General features: G+C 38.4%; 16 protein-coding genes and 1 pseudogene. 3 read left to right on the top strand and 14 right to left on the bottom strand.

Annotated features, from left to right (window positions below):
* Window positions 1-173: 173 nt before the first annotated feature.
* A complete protein-coding gene (locus NYE25_RS04305) occupies window positions 174-974 on the top strand; it encodes a polysaccharide deacetylase family protein (RefSeq protein ID WP_341145202.1) in 801 nt (266 codons plus the stop codon).
* Between the two features lie 69 nt (window positions 975-1043).
* Here NYE25_RS04305 and NYE25_RS04300 read toward each other — a convergent pair whose 3' ends face one another.
* The 5 genes from NYE25_RS04300 to NYE25_RS04275 all read right to left on the bottom strand — a co-directional run bounded on the left by NYE25_RS04300 (window position 1044) and on the right by NYE25_RS04275 (window position 5812).
* Window positions 1044-2186 carry a copper amine oxidase N-terminal domain-containing protein gene (locus NYE25_RS04300; protein ID WP_341145201.1) on the bottom strand — a complete coding sequence of 381 codons (1143 nt, stop codon included), beginning with the start codon at window positions 2184-2186 and terminating at the stop codon, window positions 1044-1046.
* A 146-nt stretch (window positions 2187-2332) separates the two neighbouring features.
* Window positions 2333-3493: an alanyl-tRNA editing protein gene (locus NYE25_RS04295; RefSeq protein ID WP_339803679.1), complete on the bottom strand. Its 1161-nt coding sequence runs from the start codon at window positions 3491-3493 to the stop codon at window positions 2333-2335.
* 381 nt (window positions 3494-3874) lie between these two features.
* Entirely contained in the window at window positions 3875-4486 is a 612-nt protein-coding gene (locus NYE25_RS04285) for a suppressor of fused domain protein (protein WP_341145200.1), read from the bottom strand.
* Between the two features lie 127 nt (window positions 4487-4613).
* Window positions 4614-5195, bottom strand: coding sequence for a hypothetical protein (locus tag NYE25_RS04280; RefSeq protein WP_341145199.1), 582 nt, complete (start codon window positions 5193-5195; stop codon window positions 4614-4616).
* A 137-nt stretch (window positions 5196-5332) separates the two neighbouring features.
* On the bottom strand, window positions 5333-5812 hold the full coding sequence (locus tag NYE25_RS04275) for a DUF4265 domain-containing protein (protein WP_341054671.1): 480 nt from the start codon (window positions 5810-5812) through the stop codon (window positions 5333-5335).
* A gap of 116 nt (window positions 5813-5928) precedes the next feature.
* On the opposite strand from NYE25_RS04275, the gene NYE25_RS04270 reads away from it, so the two are divergent.
* Window positions 5929-6123, top strand: coding sequence for a hypothetical protein (locus NYE25_RS04270; protein ID WP_341145198.1), 195 nt, complete (start codon window positions 5929-5931; stop codon window positions 6121-6123).
* A gap of 355 nt (window positions 6124-6478) precedes the next feature.
* Here NYE25_RS04270 and NYE25_RS04265 read toward each other — a convergent pair.
* From NYE25_RS04265 to NYE25_RS04235, 7 genes and pseudogenes are all read right to left on the bottom strand, one after another.
* A pseudogene (locus NYE25_RS04265) lies at window positions 6479-6589 on the bottom strand (AraC family transcriptional regulator); the annotation flags it as partial.
* A 139-nt stretch (window positions 6590-6728) separates the two neighbouring features.
* Window positions 6729-8222: an SMI1/KNR4 family protein gene (locus tag NYE25_RS04260; protein ID WP_341145197.1), complete on the bottom strand. Its 1494-nt coding sequence runs from the start codon at window positions 8220-8222 to the stop codon at window positions 6729-6731.
* Window positions 8223-8670: 448 nt separating this feature from the next.
* Window positions 8671-8898 carry a hypothetical protein gene (locus NYE25_RS04255; protein WP_341145196.1) on the bottom strand — a complete coding sequence of 76 codons (228 nt, stop codon included), beginning with the start codon at window positions 8896-8898 and terminating at the stop codon, window positions 8671-8673.
* Between the two features lie 89 nt (window positions 8899-8987).
* The gene (locus NYE25_RS04250) at window positions 8988-10226 is read right to left on the bottom strand and encodes a DUF4179 domain-containing protein (protein WP_341145195.1); all 1239 of its coding nucleotides are present in this window, start codon (window positions 10224-10226) and stop codon (window positions 8988-8990) included.
* Window positions 10187-10612: a hypothetical protein gene (locus tag NYE25_RS04245; RefSeq protein WP_341145194.1), complete on the bottom strand. Its 426-nt coding sequence runs from the start codon at window positions 10610-10612 to the stop codon at window positions 10187-10189. Before NYE25_RS04245 ends, NYE25_RS04250 begins: the two co-directional genes overlap by 40 nt.
* Window positions 10613-10652: 40 nt before the next feature.
* Window positions 10653-11180, bottom strand: a complete 528-nt coding sequence (locus NYE25_RS04240; protein WP_341145193.1) for an RNA polymerase sigma factor — start codon at window positions 11178-11180, stop codon at window positions 10653-10655.
* Between the two features lie 147 nt (window positions 11181-11327).
* Window positions 11328-11996: a hypothetical protein gene (locus NYE25_RS04235; RefSeq protein ID WP_341145192.1), complete on the bottom strand. Its 669-nt coding sequence runs from the start codon at window positions 11994-11996 to the stop codon at window positions 11328-11330.
* Between the two features lie 676 nt (window positions 11997-12672).
* Here NYE25_RS04235 and NYE25_RS04230 point away from each other — a divergent pair.
* Window positions 12673-12807: a hypothetical protein gene (locus tag NYE25_RS04230; RefSeq protein ID WP_341145191.1), complete on the top strand. Its 135-nt coding sequence runs from the start codon at window positions 12673-12675 to the stop codon at window positions 12805-12807.
* A 218-nt stretch (window positions 12808-13025) separates the two neighbouring features.
* Here the strand turns inward: NYE25_RS04230 and NYE25_RS04225 are convergent, their stop codons facing one another.
* Complete coding sequence (locus NYE25_RS04225) at window positions 13026-13409, bottom strand: hypothetical protein (RefSeq protein WP_339247963.1); 384 nt, start codon at window positions 13407-13409, stop codon at window positions 13026-13028.
* Window positions 13410-13465: 56 nt separating this feature from the next.
* Window positions 13466-14605 (bottom strand): hypothetical protein, encoded by a 1140-nt coding sequence (locus NYE25_RS04220; RefSeq protein WP_339247961.1) that lies wholly within the window; start codon window positions 14603-14605, stop codon window positions 13466-13468.
* Window positions 14606-14672: the final 67 nt, after the last annotated feature.

Raw genomic sequence — 14672 nt, 5'->3', positions numbered from 1 at the left:
TATAATAGTTTTACAACATAGAGAAAGTCAGGCAGGCAGCATCTCTCCTTATAAGTGTATTCCATTCTGTAAACACTTTCATTGTTTAGACGTGGAAACCGATTATAACGTTTAATGTTTATAATTGGAAGAGGTAATTTTCGAAATGACCAAATGAACAGGAGTGTACATTCATGAAACTTCAATTTAACTTATTCCCGGGCGGATTGCCCAAGGCGCTCACCATGAGCTATGATGACGGACAGAAACACGATATTCGCTTGGCGGAGATTTTTGATCAATATGGGATTAAAGGTACTTTCCATTTAAATAGCGCAATGATAAACGCACCCGGATTCTTATCATCTGCTGATGTTAAACATTCGCTCAGAAACCATGAGGTATCTGCCCATTCCGTTACCCATCCACATCTAGAGCGTCTACCTTTACCTATGGTAATCGATGAGCTGTTCGAAGACCGTAAGCGACTGGAGAAACTAGTGGATTATCCGGTACGAGGCATGTCCTATCCATACGGTACATACTCTCAGGAACTCATTGCTCCTCTACAGTCTGTTGGGATTGAATATAGCCGAACTGTCCATTCTACCAAACAGTTTGATATGCCTTTGAATTTCATGGAGTGGCATCCAACATGTCATCATATAGAAGATCTGCATCACGTATGGGAGCGATTTACAATGGAAGGGCCATCCCAAAAACTGAGACTCTGTTATGTTTGGGGTCATAGTTATGAATTTGCACAGCAGAACAATTGGGAGCTTATCGAATCCTTTTGCCAACAAGCAGGTGGACATTCGGATATTTGGTACGCTACCAATATAGAGATTTATGATTATGTTGCTGCGCTATATTCACTGAAGATGAGTGCTGACAAAACGGTCATCCGTAACAACTCAGCTATTGATGTTTGGGTATCCGTAAATGATCAACCTGTTCAGATTAAGGGTGGAAGTACGATGATGATGAAATAATCCAAAATGCAAAAAAGAGCGATTTTAAACATCGCTCTCATTTTGCTTATTACATAAAAGTGATTGAAATTATTTGGATTGAAGTGTAAATGTCACTGTTTTTGCTTTTTCCTCAAGGATTGGAGTATAGGTGAATGTCATTACATTCCCTTTGCGACTCTTCAACACTAACATTCTGGTCAATACATATGGATCTCTGCCATCATTTACTCTATCCCATTCCTTACGATCCTCACTAGTAATTAGTTTTTCATAGAGATTAATGATTTCACCGGTGTTGCTATAAACTAAATATAAGTGTGTCGTATCTAATAAACGAACGAGCATAACGTCTTCCGCAGCATACTCCACTATGAAATCTCCGGTTGCTCCTGTTAACTCTTCCATCTCAAATAACTTGCCCAAACCGCCATCCTTAGTAATATATTGAACGTTCTTCCCATCGGTCATATACACCTGAGTGGAAGGCACTTGTGGTGCATGGATATAAGCCGAGTTATTGTAATGATAGTCCATTTGCTTGAGAATAGTGCCCGCTTTGACCAATACTTGATAACTGCTATTGAAATCGGTGAACATGGCATAATGATTGTCCGTTAACTGGAGTAAGTCCGTACCATTGCCCATTTTTTCAATCTCAAAAGCGTAGTTGTACGCAGATTCCTTAAAAGGTAGTCGACCAATAATTACTGGTTTCCCAGTTTCCGTTGCACGGTAATACAAATCGCCGTTTTTTTGAGATATCCAATAGGATCTTCCATCTACAGAAGCAGAAACCAATCTAGCTTCATCTATAATTTGGATAACCCCATCCGTTTTATTAAGCCCCGCTTTACCTCCAAGCGCACTGACCGCTGAGACCAATGGCACGTACACCGAGCCTTTTATAATACGTGGGGATTTTGTTAAAGTCACCACGGCCTCGTTCACTTTTGACTTTACAGTACCTGCCGTGAAGATAACCTCACGCTCAGGACGAACCAGTTTGGCCGTTTTGGACGGTTGATCCCAAGATAATGTATATCCCATAGCATCTGCGAGTGATTTCAAGGGTACAAAAGTTGTTTTCTCCGTGATCACCTGTTTACTGCTGATTCCGATTTCTTTATAGTTGAATTGAATTTGGTTTTCTGCTTGGGCTGATACCGATCCATACCCCGTACTTAAAATCAAAACAGTCAAGATTCCTAGCGTTACCTTCCATTTGTTCATTTCTTTTCGTCTCCCTTGACTCTATAGTCATATGTAATTAGACGACAGAATTTGGAAAAAGTTTCTTGTTTCCGTTTTACGTATAAAAAAGGCCTGATCCACGGTAGACTACCGCAGTCAGGTCTTCTGTCTTTTATAAAGTAATCTTAACTTCTAGCAAACTCATAAAACGCCAAGGCATCTCCCCATGTCTGGAATCCTGCTTGCGCTAGTTTATCACTGCCTCCGCCTTTTCCATTGTAAGTACTAAGATGCTCTTTGAAAAAAGCTCCACAGGAGATCTCCGCGCTGCCATTCTGTGCAAATACAACCTTATTCTCAGCAGAACTAGCCAATAAAACCGGAACATCGCATTTCGCGGTAAGCTTGTTAGCTAAACTTTGTAAATCTTTCAGCGATTTATCCTCGAACACTTTTGAGATCAGCTTTCCTTCTTGTTGTGCTAAAAGCTCCTGTACGACATAATCATCATTCTTCTCTTTAAGTAGGGTAATTTCAGCTTGCAGCTGCTTTTGTTCATTCTCCCATTTTTCAATGCGATCGATAATTTCATCTTTTCCCGTATTGAATTTGGAAGATAGTGCTCCAACAATTTGCAGACTGCTATTAAACTCCTCCAAAGCACGGTATCCACATTTAAAATAGATCCGCGTATTGCCTTTTTGTTTCTCCGCTTTCAGAAGCTTTATTATACCAATCTCACCTGTTGAAGATACATGCGTACCACCGCAAGCGTTATATTCAACATCTTTAATTTCTACAATCCGGATGTTTTCCGTCACTTTAGGTTGTTTGACCAATTTAAGCTGTGAAGCCTCTTCCCCTGTTACAAAATAGCTCAGGATACTATGGTTCTGGTAAATCTGCCGATTAACCTCCCACTCTATGGAATGAAGTTGTTTAGGCGACAGTTCTGACGCTTCTATATCAATGGTGCAATAATCCTCACCCAAATGAAAGCTTAGAGTCATAAACTGGTACAAATTGAGACAGATGGCTGAGAGCAAGTGTTGTCCACTATGCTGCTGCATATGATCAAATCTTCTCTTCCAATCGATCTGACAAGTGACGGATAAATCATTAGGCAGACGTTCCAGCTTATGCAAGACAAGATCTTCCTCACTGATTACATCAAGTACCGGAATATCCCCAATAGTCCCTAAATCACAAGGTTGCCCACCGCCATGCGGATAAAAAGCGGTCTCCTCCAAAATAACATAGCGTCCATCTTCTCGTTCTATGGTTTCAGTAATACAGGTCTCCCAATCAGTAAGGTATGTAGAATTGTAGTATAGTTTGTTGGTCATGTATGTATCCCTCTCTTTTATACGTTTATGGCACATTAAGCTTATAGTATCATATCGGATTTCAAAGACAAACTGCACAATGAAAAACGCCTTGCGGCGCTTTTGGAAGGAATTCACTCTTTTGTTCTACTTTCAGTTGTCTTCTACCTTGTACATCAGTAATCCTGTACTCTCATCCAAGAATTCCGCTGTCATACTCTAGAACCATTACCCCTGTTCAAGGAAAATAATGCCCTAGCCGAGCAAGCGCTTCACAGTGTCATCTGGACTTTCTGGCACCACCGTAGACATGGTTTGAATTTCCACAACGTGGTTCGCGAGCCAAGGACCCACCTGTGGGGGTATGGTTGGTTTAGTGCGAATGATATTGAACTGCTCTTATTAATCAGGACGAGTGGGATCAATTATGGAATAGTGATGATTATCTATGTAAGCATCAAAAGCATCTATGCCTTCTTGTAAAATTATACGCGATTCTTTGGGGGTAATTGGTACTACCCACAAGACATTAATTATTTCTTCACCTATTTTTATTTGTTCTAAATCCTCACTTTCTCCTCTTAGTTCATCAATCAAGAGGGCTTTTGTAGTCCAATTTTCTGGTGCGAGTGCGCTCTCAGTCATTACTCGTGGTACTTCCGAAGATTGTATATGTTCAATATTATGGGCAATTATGTCACAGAAATATGAGAATATGCGATCAATGTTTTCTTGTCCCAAATCGGGTTTTAAAGCTATCATCCATTCATTCTCAATAGGTTTTCCAGTTTTCCGAATGGAATTAGATAGGCCGACTGTTGCGAATCTTGCAGGAATATTAACGTCAATTGATGGAAAATAATATAACTCAATATACACGCCAATCTCCGGTTTTGTCATTATGACTCTATATTCTGGCATAGACCATTCTTTAATATATAAATTGAGAATAATTGTTCTCCTAATGTCGAATTCCAGAATGATCCCTCGGCATGACTCTTTATTGATTTGCACATCCATCACCTTTTTTCAATATTGGTTTTTTGGTTTAGAATTTGGGCTGGTATCATTGTCCTCCTTCATCGTTCGCGGCCTGCCATTTCAGTAATTGAAAGGGCAAATCTCTCCAATTAAGAAGTTATTAATCTCTTTTTGATGAATGGTGCTTCATGACTGCTTCTTGAGCTTTAAGGACAATATCATCTACTTCGGAAAGCTGGCGCTCAATAGAGGCTAGAGCCTTTAGTAAAAATAAGCCAAGACTTTCATCCCCTAAGGATAATTCCAATTCGGCGAAACATTCGATGTCTTGGAGTTTTTCTATATTTTTTTTGTTATTGATTTTTTCAGGGTATTCGATGTATTTATAGAGGGTTAAGACTGCTTCTTCCCCCTTGGCTTTAAAGTTGTGAACAGTTCCTTTGAATAGGGTGTCTTTGAATCCTTCCTTAAGCCTACCTTGTTCATTCAAGGCATCCAGATGAAAGGTTGCTAAATATTTTTCGTTTCTTACGGCATGATCATTAATGCTGTAGGATACATTCTCTTCGTCAAGAATCTTTATTATTTCATCAATTGACTTGAACTTCAGTCTTGCAAATCTCGCCGAAGAAAATTGCTTGCGCAAAGAATCTTCATTATTTGAAAGGTATGCCTTAAAAGAAATTTCAGCATTTCCTTCCAGGAGTTCTTTGAAATAAACAAGATGCCTTTCATCTACCATATCTGCCTCCTGCAACTCTTGAGCTTTTGGGTATATTATGATTACGCGTTATTTTTTTGACTCAGGATTGGAGATCATATTGAAAAATGTGGCCCAGAGATAGTGTATGATGCCGGGGAACTGATATTTTGAAGCGATTAATCCAGATCTCTAGCCCAGCTAACTAACTCTTCATCGTCAAAGTTATATGGATATTCGTAAATATTAGAATAATAGTACTCCGATTCTAATAAATCTCTAATTACATTGAAAACCTTATTGGTGGCATAAAATCCATTCCTGATGGGCGCGGTGAAGGCAAGTGAGCCATTATGAAATCCATCTAAAGAACCGGAAAGCTCTCGTTTGACTATAGATTCAGCTGTCTCTATCTTTTCTTTAACAAGCTCCTCTTTGTAAATTTGAATGCAGAAATTCCCACCATGTTTTATTAATTCAAACTCTCCATTGGGATGGAGTTTTATTGTATCTCCTTTCGCAAGCCCTAGAGCCAGCCCAGGAGATGCACATAATTTGAATATTTTATCGCTTATGCATTCTGCAGGAAGCTCTTCAAAGACTGCTTCCTCTGAATTTATGCCGGCAAAAACATTAATTAAGGTTAATTTATGTTCCATACGAATACTCCTCAAAACTGTCTCTTTTAATGTATGAGATTTTAGATTACATCCTTCATGTATCCGCTATCGCTTGTAATTCAACGGGTCGATAATAGAGGAGGTTCCTCTTTTTTTTGAAAGGGGTTACTTCAAGAAGCTTTCAAGGCGGCAATGTCATGTACCTTGTTAATAATTGGGGCGTTGCTGGCCCTGCTTTCTCAAATCTAGGAAAAGGTATTCAAGAAATCATAGCAGGTACTAAAACGCCTCGTCAAGTTCTAGAAGCGGTAGACAAGAAAGCAGTTGAGCTGCTGGAGAAATCTAAATAGGTCGTATAAATTACAAGGGGTAAGGCGATTTGTCTCTTGTACATCCTATAAGCTAAAGGTTGTTGCCATTCCATTATCGGTATTTCTCAAAAAAAAATTAAAAACAAAAAATCTGCTGCGGGCTGCGTTGTTCAGCGTATTGGTTATCGGTTTTCTTTGGAATTTTATGTACTCACCTTCCGACTTCGGTTTAATTAATCAACTTGTAGTTGCTCTTGGCTTTGAACGCATCAATTTTCTCGGAGATCCGCGTCTAGCGCTCTACTCAGTCATCATCGCCTCAGTTTGACAGTGGGTGGGTTACACAATGGTTATTTATTTGGCCAACTTGCAGAGCATCTCAACAGATTATTATGAAGCGGCGTAAGGAAACGCCTTTATCGCGCGCAGATATCGGCATGATCCCATGGAGATTCTTGAACACCCTTGCGAACGCTTCCGGCGATCGTTATCCATATTTCATGGCTTTTCGACCAATCGAAATATAGACCTTTGTCAAGTTGGTCTAACAGCAAAAAGAAAGGAGACTAACTAATATGACTAGTCTCCTTTCTTTTATAAAAATTTCGCCCTATTATGATAAAGCTCAGTGTAGGCAAGTTTCATTAATCTTTCCATGTTATCGGCCATCCATATGACTGAAGTTTAAAGTATTTATTAAACTCCGCGACTACGGACTTTGCATTCTCTTTCGATGTTGCATGAAATATAGTTATATCGACTATATTACAGTCTGAAATTTCCTCCAACCCTTTAAGTCTTGATGCATCTACTCCAATCTGCTTTAGACTCATACAATTTTTGAGTATTGTTAAATCTCCAACCGGATAAGTGAATTGCTTTAATTTCTTCAATTCTCCTATAACCTCTATATGTGATTCATCTATTGCACAGCTATCCGTCTCAAAAAACGTTAGATTCTTTAAACCTTTTAAGAATGATAAATGTGGTATAGTCACTTGTTTGAGCTCTAGTTTTATTAACTTACTAAGGTTTGAAATATAAAGCAGGTTGCCAACCTCCATTTCTTCTAAACTTAGTTCCTTCAAATTTTTTATAGTTCCTATTAATCCCCTATCAATTGAGTTCATTCTACATAATCTCAAACTCTTTAATTTCTTTATATCTTTCAGTTTATGTATATCTTTTAATGGAAGTCCTATTAATGTTAGCTGCCTTAGCCCATCTAAAGAAACTAAGTACTCCAAATCAGACTCTTTAAAGGCTTCTGATCCTATCACAAGTTCTGCTAAAGAAGGCAACCGTTTAAGTACATCGAAATTAGTAATTTCATCCGCATGTATAATAAGTTCTTTAAGATTAACCATATGGGTTAAAATATCCAAAGATATTGCTCCGTATTTTTGAGCTTGATCAGCTCTAATAAATACCATTCTCTTTTTTTTCAATGTTTTTGAAGATACAAAACCACTCTCAACATCGTCTTTAAAATACTCTTCCCAAAATCCGCTTACAGGGATAAGGCTGTTCTCTTCGATATCCATTTTAGTCAAAGCCAAAATATCATCCAACAAACTTCCACTTTCACGGGATAATATGATTACATCATCTTCTTCACGAATACCAATACTACTATTTCTGAGGCTCGAATCGATAAATTCAAAGAAATGTCCCAAACTTTCCGCAATAACATATGAAAAACTAGAATTGTGATCTATCGTTATAATTTGCCCATAAACGCCCTTTTCTCCGGGGTCTAAATCAATTGCCAAATATGAGCCTCCACCATCTTCGGCAAAAGGAATCCAGCCTTCTCTGTAGTTCCCATCTTTTATTATATCTGGTTTGCTGGATATAATATCGTATGCTGATTCCAAAAGGGACTTCCAGTTGCTTACTATCGATTCAATGTTCATCCAACCAAGACCAGCCATAACGCCAAAAATCTGCTCTCCTTCTCCATTAGAATTCATGTATAACTTTCTAAAATCTTCTGGAAATTTGCAGTTCATCATGCTCTCAAAAAGATTTATTTCTGATTCCTCGACTGCTGGATTCAGTAATTCCTCTACATTTGGTATATGCGATTTTAATGTCTCGATAAGTGAACACTCTTCTTTTTCATTAACTAATGACATATAGTGGCCCCCATTCTACAGAATCATAATAGTTTCAGTAAACGTCCTTGGTTGATCATCAATCATTTTGTTATGAATCATCTTCAACAGTTCCATCAATAATTAATTCTATCTTACATATGGAGCATCTATTTCCTGATTTAGCAATATCGTATCATGAATTTGTAAATATTGTTGTATTAAGTCATATAAAAAAAACTAAGAGTCATCTTAGGGGTTAAACCCTATTTATGATACGTTTTCCCACATTTGAACTTCAACTATCCTGCCCGTTTGCTGAATAAAGGCAGCCGATCACATTGACTGACCGGCTGCCTTATCGTGTTTATTGAGCTATCGTTACCCGTCAGATCAATAAGAAAGAAAAACAGTATCCTCCTAATGTGACAGGAAAAAGCTTTACTTTGATCGTTGATACAAGGATCAGGAGGTTCAGAAGTTCAACGAATTAACAAGCACAAGTAACATCTTTTAAATTTCGTATAGCAATAGCATTGAGTCGGAGCGCTTCAATGATTGAATCTCTTACTGCTAACAATTCAAATCTTTCACGGCTGCCAATAGGCATTCTGCAAAGCAATGCTTCAATTCTTTTAAGGCTTTCCTTCAGAACCACTCTTTGCTTACGCAAAGCATTCAAAGCTCTTTGAATTCTTCTCTTCTCTGCAGCAGTCATAAACTACCACCTCTTTTCGATTGTGATAGTATATGAGATGCGACAGAGCTCCTATCTGCTTGTACATTCCGGAAGGTAAATGATTGATTTTACTGCTTTTTGCTAGCTTCCATGATAGGAACGGACCAATCTACATTGGTGTACAATCGGTTGACTATCCTGCGTATTAATTGAAGCTGATCAGGGATCGTAGTAAGGCCAGTTGCACGGAACTCAAAAAAATTCTTTTTGTTATTTGACTGCGATTCAAAGATTACGATATAACCATCTTTCCATCCGGAACCATCAGTAGAATAAGCTCCTCGTCCTGAGAGAGGATACTCTTTACCCTCAAGATCCTTAAATATCCACTCACTGTTCATAAATTCATTTCTCAATCTTCCGCTAAAATGTAATGAACCTTCCTTCGTTGATCCATTGGTATCAGGCGGTGATTCCACAGTAAAATCATTTAACATCAGCTCATCTCCATCAAATGCAAAGGGGATCGGATGCTCCTTCAACTTGGATGGCTCAAACTGTACCATCGAACCATCCTTTTCTAGAATGAAATACCCATCGAGCACAAAAGTATACAGCGTATCCTGAGGCAAATATTTAAACGTATAGCTCCAATGCATAAGTCCAGGTTTATCACCGGGTGTCGAAGATCGTGACATTACACTATCCTTACTCGGCAATTTCCTCGCATTAACACTGTGAATCTCTTCACCCGCGCTATTCTCAAAATGGAACTTCATGCCTTGCTGCTTCCATAGTTCACCAGGAGAACGACTCAGTGCCTCTTCACTTAACTTCGTATCAAATTCAAAACGGACACCTTGTACCATATGAGTTAATTTTTTCAAGGTGACTGGTAAACCATCCGGAGAAGTGTAGCTACCCGTTAGGGGAGTTGAGGTTGTTTGTTCATTCGCTTTTGTCATATCCATCGAAAAACTAAAGTTCCAGTCGCCTTGAAGTGCAGGAATATTTCTGTCCTTGCTTCCCAACTCAGTAATATGACCTTCGACTGTAATTTGATCGGTTTGCAGTGGCTCCGAGAAATTAACGATCAAATAGTAAAAGTCACTGGTAAATCCTATATCGGCTAATTTCCCTACGATCTTCCCTTGATCATCCTTTATCGCAATACTATTCCCTTCATTAAGGACCAACCGCTTTTTATCATGCTTTCCATCCGGTCCGAACAACTGTAAAGCAATAATTACCCGTGTAGGATCTGCCACCGCTTCATCTATTTTGATAGTGTAGCCCTTATCCTTCACCTTAATATTAGGATGTTCTACTAACCCAAATTCTTGTGCACGTAGAAGGCCAATGTCCACATTATCTTTTCAAAAAGAGAACGTAAAGTCTCTGCCAATGTGGGCACAGAATATAAAATCACGGCACTCAGAACAACAAGTAACAAAGCCGCTCCCATGGCTATTCTTAGTGACTTAAGTATCTTCGGATTCTTTCGCTTCCTGTCAGGTACCGTTACTTTTTCTAGTTCTACGAATTCTATTGAAGCCATAACTTGAGCAGTAAAAGAATCTGGAAGCTTCTCTTCAAACAATGCTTGCGACCACTCCTCTTGTTCTTCTAATAGTGCATGATAGATTAAATTGCAATGGACACAAGCAGCGATATGATCAACCTTTTCCAAAGGCTGGGAGGTCGGTGTACTTAGGATATATTGCTCTATCTCAAATGGACTTAAGCACTTCATCGCTCTTCACCTCCTGGGGTGTCATGATTTGCTTCAATCGCTACTTTGCACGATAAAGGTCATTTTGGATCTTACTTAAAGGGACCTCTAAGAGCGTACACATTTCTTCATAGCTTAAATCATTGGTGTAACGAAGCAACAAAGCCGTCCGATAATTAGGCGGTAGCTTCTGCATTAACTGGTACAGCTCTGTGCGATGCTCCGATCGAATGAATTCTTCTTCTGGATTATCTGAAAGAGAAAGTTCTGGAAGATCGTCTGGCAAGCTCGCTGTAGGGCGAGTTTTTTTCCACAAATCCTTCAGTACATTAGTCGCGATCGTATACAGCCAAGCCGCAAAGTTTTTATCCAAATCATGTGAGGCTAGCTTACGATAATCTTTTATAAAAGTCTCCTGAGTGATGTCTTGCGCGTCTTGGTGATCGGCCCCCATTCCTCTCAAAAGGCCATAGATTTTATTCTTATATCGATTCACAAGATACGAATAGTCTTCCTTATGACCATCCAGAACGTTTAGGATCCATTGCCTTTCTTCCTCTTTTTCAACTTTCGGTACATGTCCCTTCACCCTTAAGCCTCCTTGAAGCACGATACTCTATAGACGATCCCTAACAGAAAAACTCTCACTTCATACAAAAAAAGTAGATCTTCAATTGTATTGAAGACCCACTCTGTTATCTAACCTCGAACATGCCCTATCTGCAGCCAAATAGGCTCACCCCAGTGCTAGTGATACAAGTCTACTCCAATATATAAGCTCTTCATCATGCCCGTAAGCCCCAATACATTGAAATCCTAAAGGCATGTTATGAATAGTGGCTGAAGGAATGCTCACAGTTGGCGCTCCTGCGTATGACCAAATGGCCGTCATTCCAGCCCATCCTGTCCGTGTTCCCCACAATGGAGCAGTTCCTGCTTGAGCGGGCGAGACCCAAATATCAATCCCCTCTGTCTTTTGAACATCCAGTAGATCATATCTCAACTTAATTTGACCTCTACGATATCGCTCCAGTTCTTCCTCTCTGATGGTTTGACCTAATTCAATACCAGCACGCATCGCCGAACCATAGTAATCTTTATATTTTTCAAATCGTACGGCATGCACTTGAGCCATTTCCCCTTGTACTAATCTCAACATTGCATCCCCATAGATGAAACTATCTTCCCATGGCATCTTAACCGTTTTTATGATGAAATCCGCCTCTTCCAACTTCTTAATCTGGCTCCAAAAAGTATGTTTAGCGTTCTCTTCCGATACAAAAGCATGGATGTGAGGCTCCAACTTATCATAACGATCTAAATGCTGATTAAGGAATAGCTCGAGTGATGAGTCAATTGGCTCTAATCCTTGGAACTGTGTTAAAGAAGATGTATGGATATACATACCTAACCCCCTCCACAATTTACCGAACTAAGATCCCCTGGACTATGATTGTATTTATTTGGAATAACTTCATGTTAATCGTAGTCCTTTGCTAAGGCAAGAAGTTTAATCACTGCATACAAAGCGCACATAATCACTGCAATACCAGCGAGTAAAAGAATTGTCTCCACTTGGATACTATCAGCTAGCGGACCGGTGCGATTCTTTTTGTTCGTCGCATGTGCCGAATGAAGCATGAAAACAGGTTTCTTAGATCGTTCCTTAGATTCTTAAGATCGTTCACCGGTCAATAATAGGATCTTGCAATTATCGAATTGACGAACCCAATACGCATAAACGTCTCTTTTCATATACGAAGTGCAGAAACAGCAGCTAGAGTCTGGAAACATTTTACGGTTCCGAATTCTCTCTTCTAAACTTAATTAACCCCATATAACAATTAAGGGAAGATCAAGTTTTTCGCTTAAGTACTGAAGATATACATCAGTCTGCGGCCAAAAAAATTGTCTATTAGTCGTACCTTCTAAATCTCTATCGACACGCATATGGACAAGCTTGATTTTTCCTTTGGGAGTATGATAATCGTGAAGGCTACAAGCACCGTCGCGTCAATATCTACCCTACCCGATACATTGATATGAACTTCATCATATTCATGTAACGGGAGCATTTCTGAATGCAACACAGCAAGTACTTACTCAGCCGCTCGACTAATATCAACCATATCCACTTTATCTCCTCCAATAGGTACAAAAAAGCCATGGAGACGATAGACAGCAAACAGGTGTCTATCGTCTCCATGACAAAATAAGCCCTATGTTTATGAACTGGGTGTGTCCCAGTACAAATCCAACTCTGTCGTATCACTAACGACAATAGAAAATTTGATTAATCATAACATAATATATTTACCACATTTACAGTTTTTCATCAATAAACTGCAATTTACAACATAAAAATTAATTTTTTAGATTGAGTTTCTAAAACTATAATCTTTAATATCTTTTTAGAATGTCTCAAATATTATTCTCACTTTTCTTTACTTAAAAGATCAGCTAGCTCTACCGCATTCTTATCTTTTAAATTCAGCATCTTTTCGCTATTGCTATTTTTAATCAGAAAGCCATTTTTAGCTTTAAGATCTATATAAAGGCTAAAATCAACAACCTCAGAATCAGCGTAAGTAACAGTCATTCGATAGGATGGTGGCCCCACATCGACAGCCCCGCGTACTTTTTTAACAGTTCTTATAGCATCTTCGAAGATTCGAATGCTTTCACTGTCAGTGTAAGTGATTTCCGTTGTTTCCGATACAAGGCTAACGCTAAGGATCTCTTGCGTTGGTCTGATTAATACAAATATTAAAATCAATAAAATTATCAGTGAAATTGAAATGATGCTAATTTTTTTCATAACTACCTCCTTACTGAAGAAAGATGGAGACTGATCATTCAGTCTCCATAATAAATTTATAACTCATTTGAGTATGCGTTGGCAATTTCATTAAGTAAATTATCCCTAACATTATTATCTCGTGTTATAAAAGTTCCCAGTTTATTTGTAGTTGCAGAATTTACCTCATCCAGAGTAAAGGTTCCTTCGTTTCTATTTATTATTTGATACTGTCCTTGTGAATCCTTCTTTAAAAATAATATATATTCTAATCCTTTTTGAGTTTCTTTATATCCATCATTTATCATCTTTATTTGTTGTGCTCCAGATTCAACTAAACCATTTGATTCAATAACTTCTAAATTTTCTACTATGTTTGACGAATCTCCTGCTAATACTTTTTTAATACTAAGATTATTTAAAGTGTAATAATCTTGTAAATCGCCTGTATCGTAAAAAGTTGCTATATGTTTTCTATTTTCAAAATCATCTGTTGGTGATGCAATAACTACAAGGTCTGAATAATTTGATAATTCCGATAATGTGGCATAGCTTTCATATTGCGTTTCAACATTAATCTCATTTTGATTAGAAGTATCTGTGTTTAAGGAAGCCATTAATGCAGGTCCTCCATAGAGGGATCTTAACTCACTGAGATCGTAGCTTGAAGGAGTGTTGATGTCTCTATTGAGAGATGGATTATTCCCTTCAGTCATTAGCGATGTACTAAGTTGAGCACTTGCAGTTGTGTGTGCTAACCCAAGTGAATGCCCCAGTTCATGAGCAGTAGTATGTCTAATTCTTGTTGACGTAAAATTAACACCATTATTGTGATTTTGTAATTGATTATGATATACCGAAACAACAGAGCGGCTATAGGAAAACCAATCTGGATCTACATTTATACCTAGATCATTATACCAAAGATTCCGTCCATATAAACCTATTTCCGTTGTAGTTCCAACATAATACCTGTCTACCTGACCAGAATTATTTAGTGTCTTGGAAATCGAGACATTTGCATTTCTTCCATTCCAAGTGGATACAGCGTGATCGAAATGACTTGTATAACCATATGATGATATAGATGAATCGTACCAAGCCTGAATACGACCATTGTCATTGCCACCTCGTGGGCTATGAGTGTCAGCACTGACAATAGAAGAGAATAATAACGACGTACTTACAATAGATAAACCTGCAATGATTTTCTTCATTTTTACCTCCATATGTGGAATTATTTAACTGCAGTACCAATATAGCATATAATCAAAATAAAATGAG

Origin of the sequence: Paenibacillus sp. FSL E2-8871, assembly GCF_038000345.1 — a bacterium.
Lineage (GTDB): Bacteria > Bacillota > Bacilli > Paenibacillales > Paenibacillaceae > Paenibacillus_AQ.
Note: the sequence above shows the minus strand (reverse complement) of the source record. Positions and strands in the feature narration are given on the sequence as shown.

Coding starts and splice junctions, on each gene's coding strand:
- NYE25_RS04305 (WP_341145202.1), top strand. CDS start 174: ATGAAACTTCAATTTAACTTATTCCCGGGCGGATTGCCCAAGGCGCTC.
- NYE25_RS04300 (WP_341145201.1), bottom strand. CDS start 2,186: ATGAACAAATGGAAGGTAACGCTAGGAATCTTGACTGTTTTGATTTTA.
- NYE25_RS04295 (WP_339803679.1), bottom strand. CDS start 3,493: ATGACCAACAAACTATACTACAATTCTACATACCTTACTGATTGGGAG.
- NYE25_RS04280 (WP_341145199.1), bottom strand. CDS start 5,195: ATGGTAGATGAAAGGCATCTTGTTTATTTCAAAGAACTCCTGGAAGGA.
- NYE25_RS04275 (WP_341054671.1), bottom strand. CDS start 5,812: ATGGAACATAAATTAACCTTAATTAATGTTTTTGCCGGCATAAATTCA.
- NYE25_RS04260 (WP_341145197.1), bottom strand. CDS start 8,222: ATGTCATTAGTTAATGAAAAAGAAGAGTGTTCACTTATCGAGACATTA.
- NYE25_RS04255 (WP_341145196.1), bottom strand. CDS start 8,898: ATGACTGCTGCAGAGAAGAGAAGAATTCAAAGAGCTTTGAATGCTTTG.
- NYE25_RS04245 (WP_341145194.1), bottom strand. CDS start 10,612: ATGAAGTGCTTAAGTCCATTTGAGATAGAGCAATATATCCTAAGTACA.
- NYE25_RS04235 (WP_341145192.1), bottom strand. CDS start 11,996: ATGTATATCCATACATCTTCTTTAACACAGTTCCAAGGATTAGAGCCA.
- NYE25_RS04230 (WP_341145191.1), top strand. CDS start 12,673: ATGCAACACAGCAAGTACTTACTCAGCCGCTCGACTAATATCAACCAT.
- NYE25_RS04225 (WP_339247963.1), bottom strand. CDS start 13,409: ATGAAAAAAATTAGCATCATTTCAATTTCACTGATAATTTTATTGATT.
- NYE25_RS04220 (WP_339247961.1), bottom strand. CDS start 14,605: ATGAAGAAAATCATTGCAGGTTTATCTATTGTAAGTACGTCGTTATTA.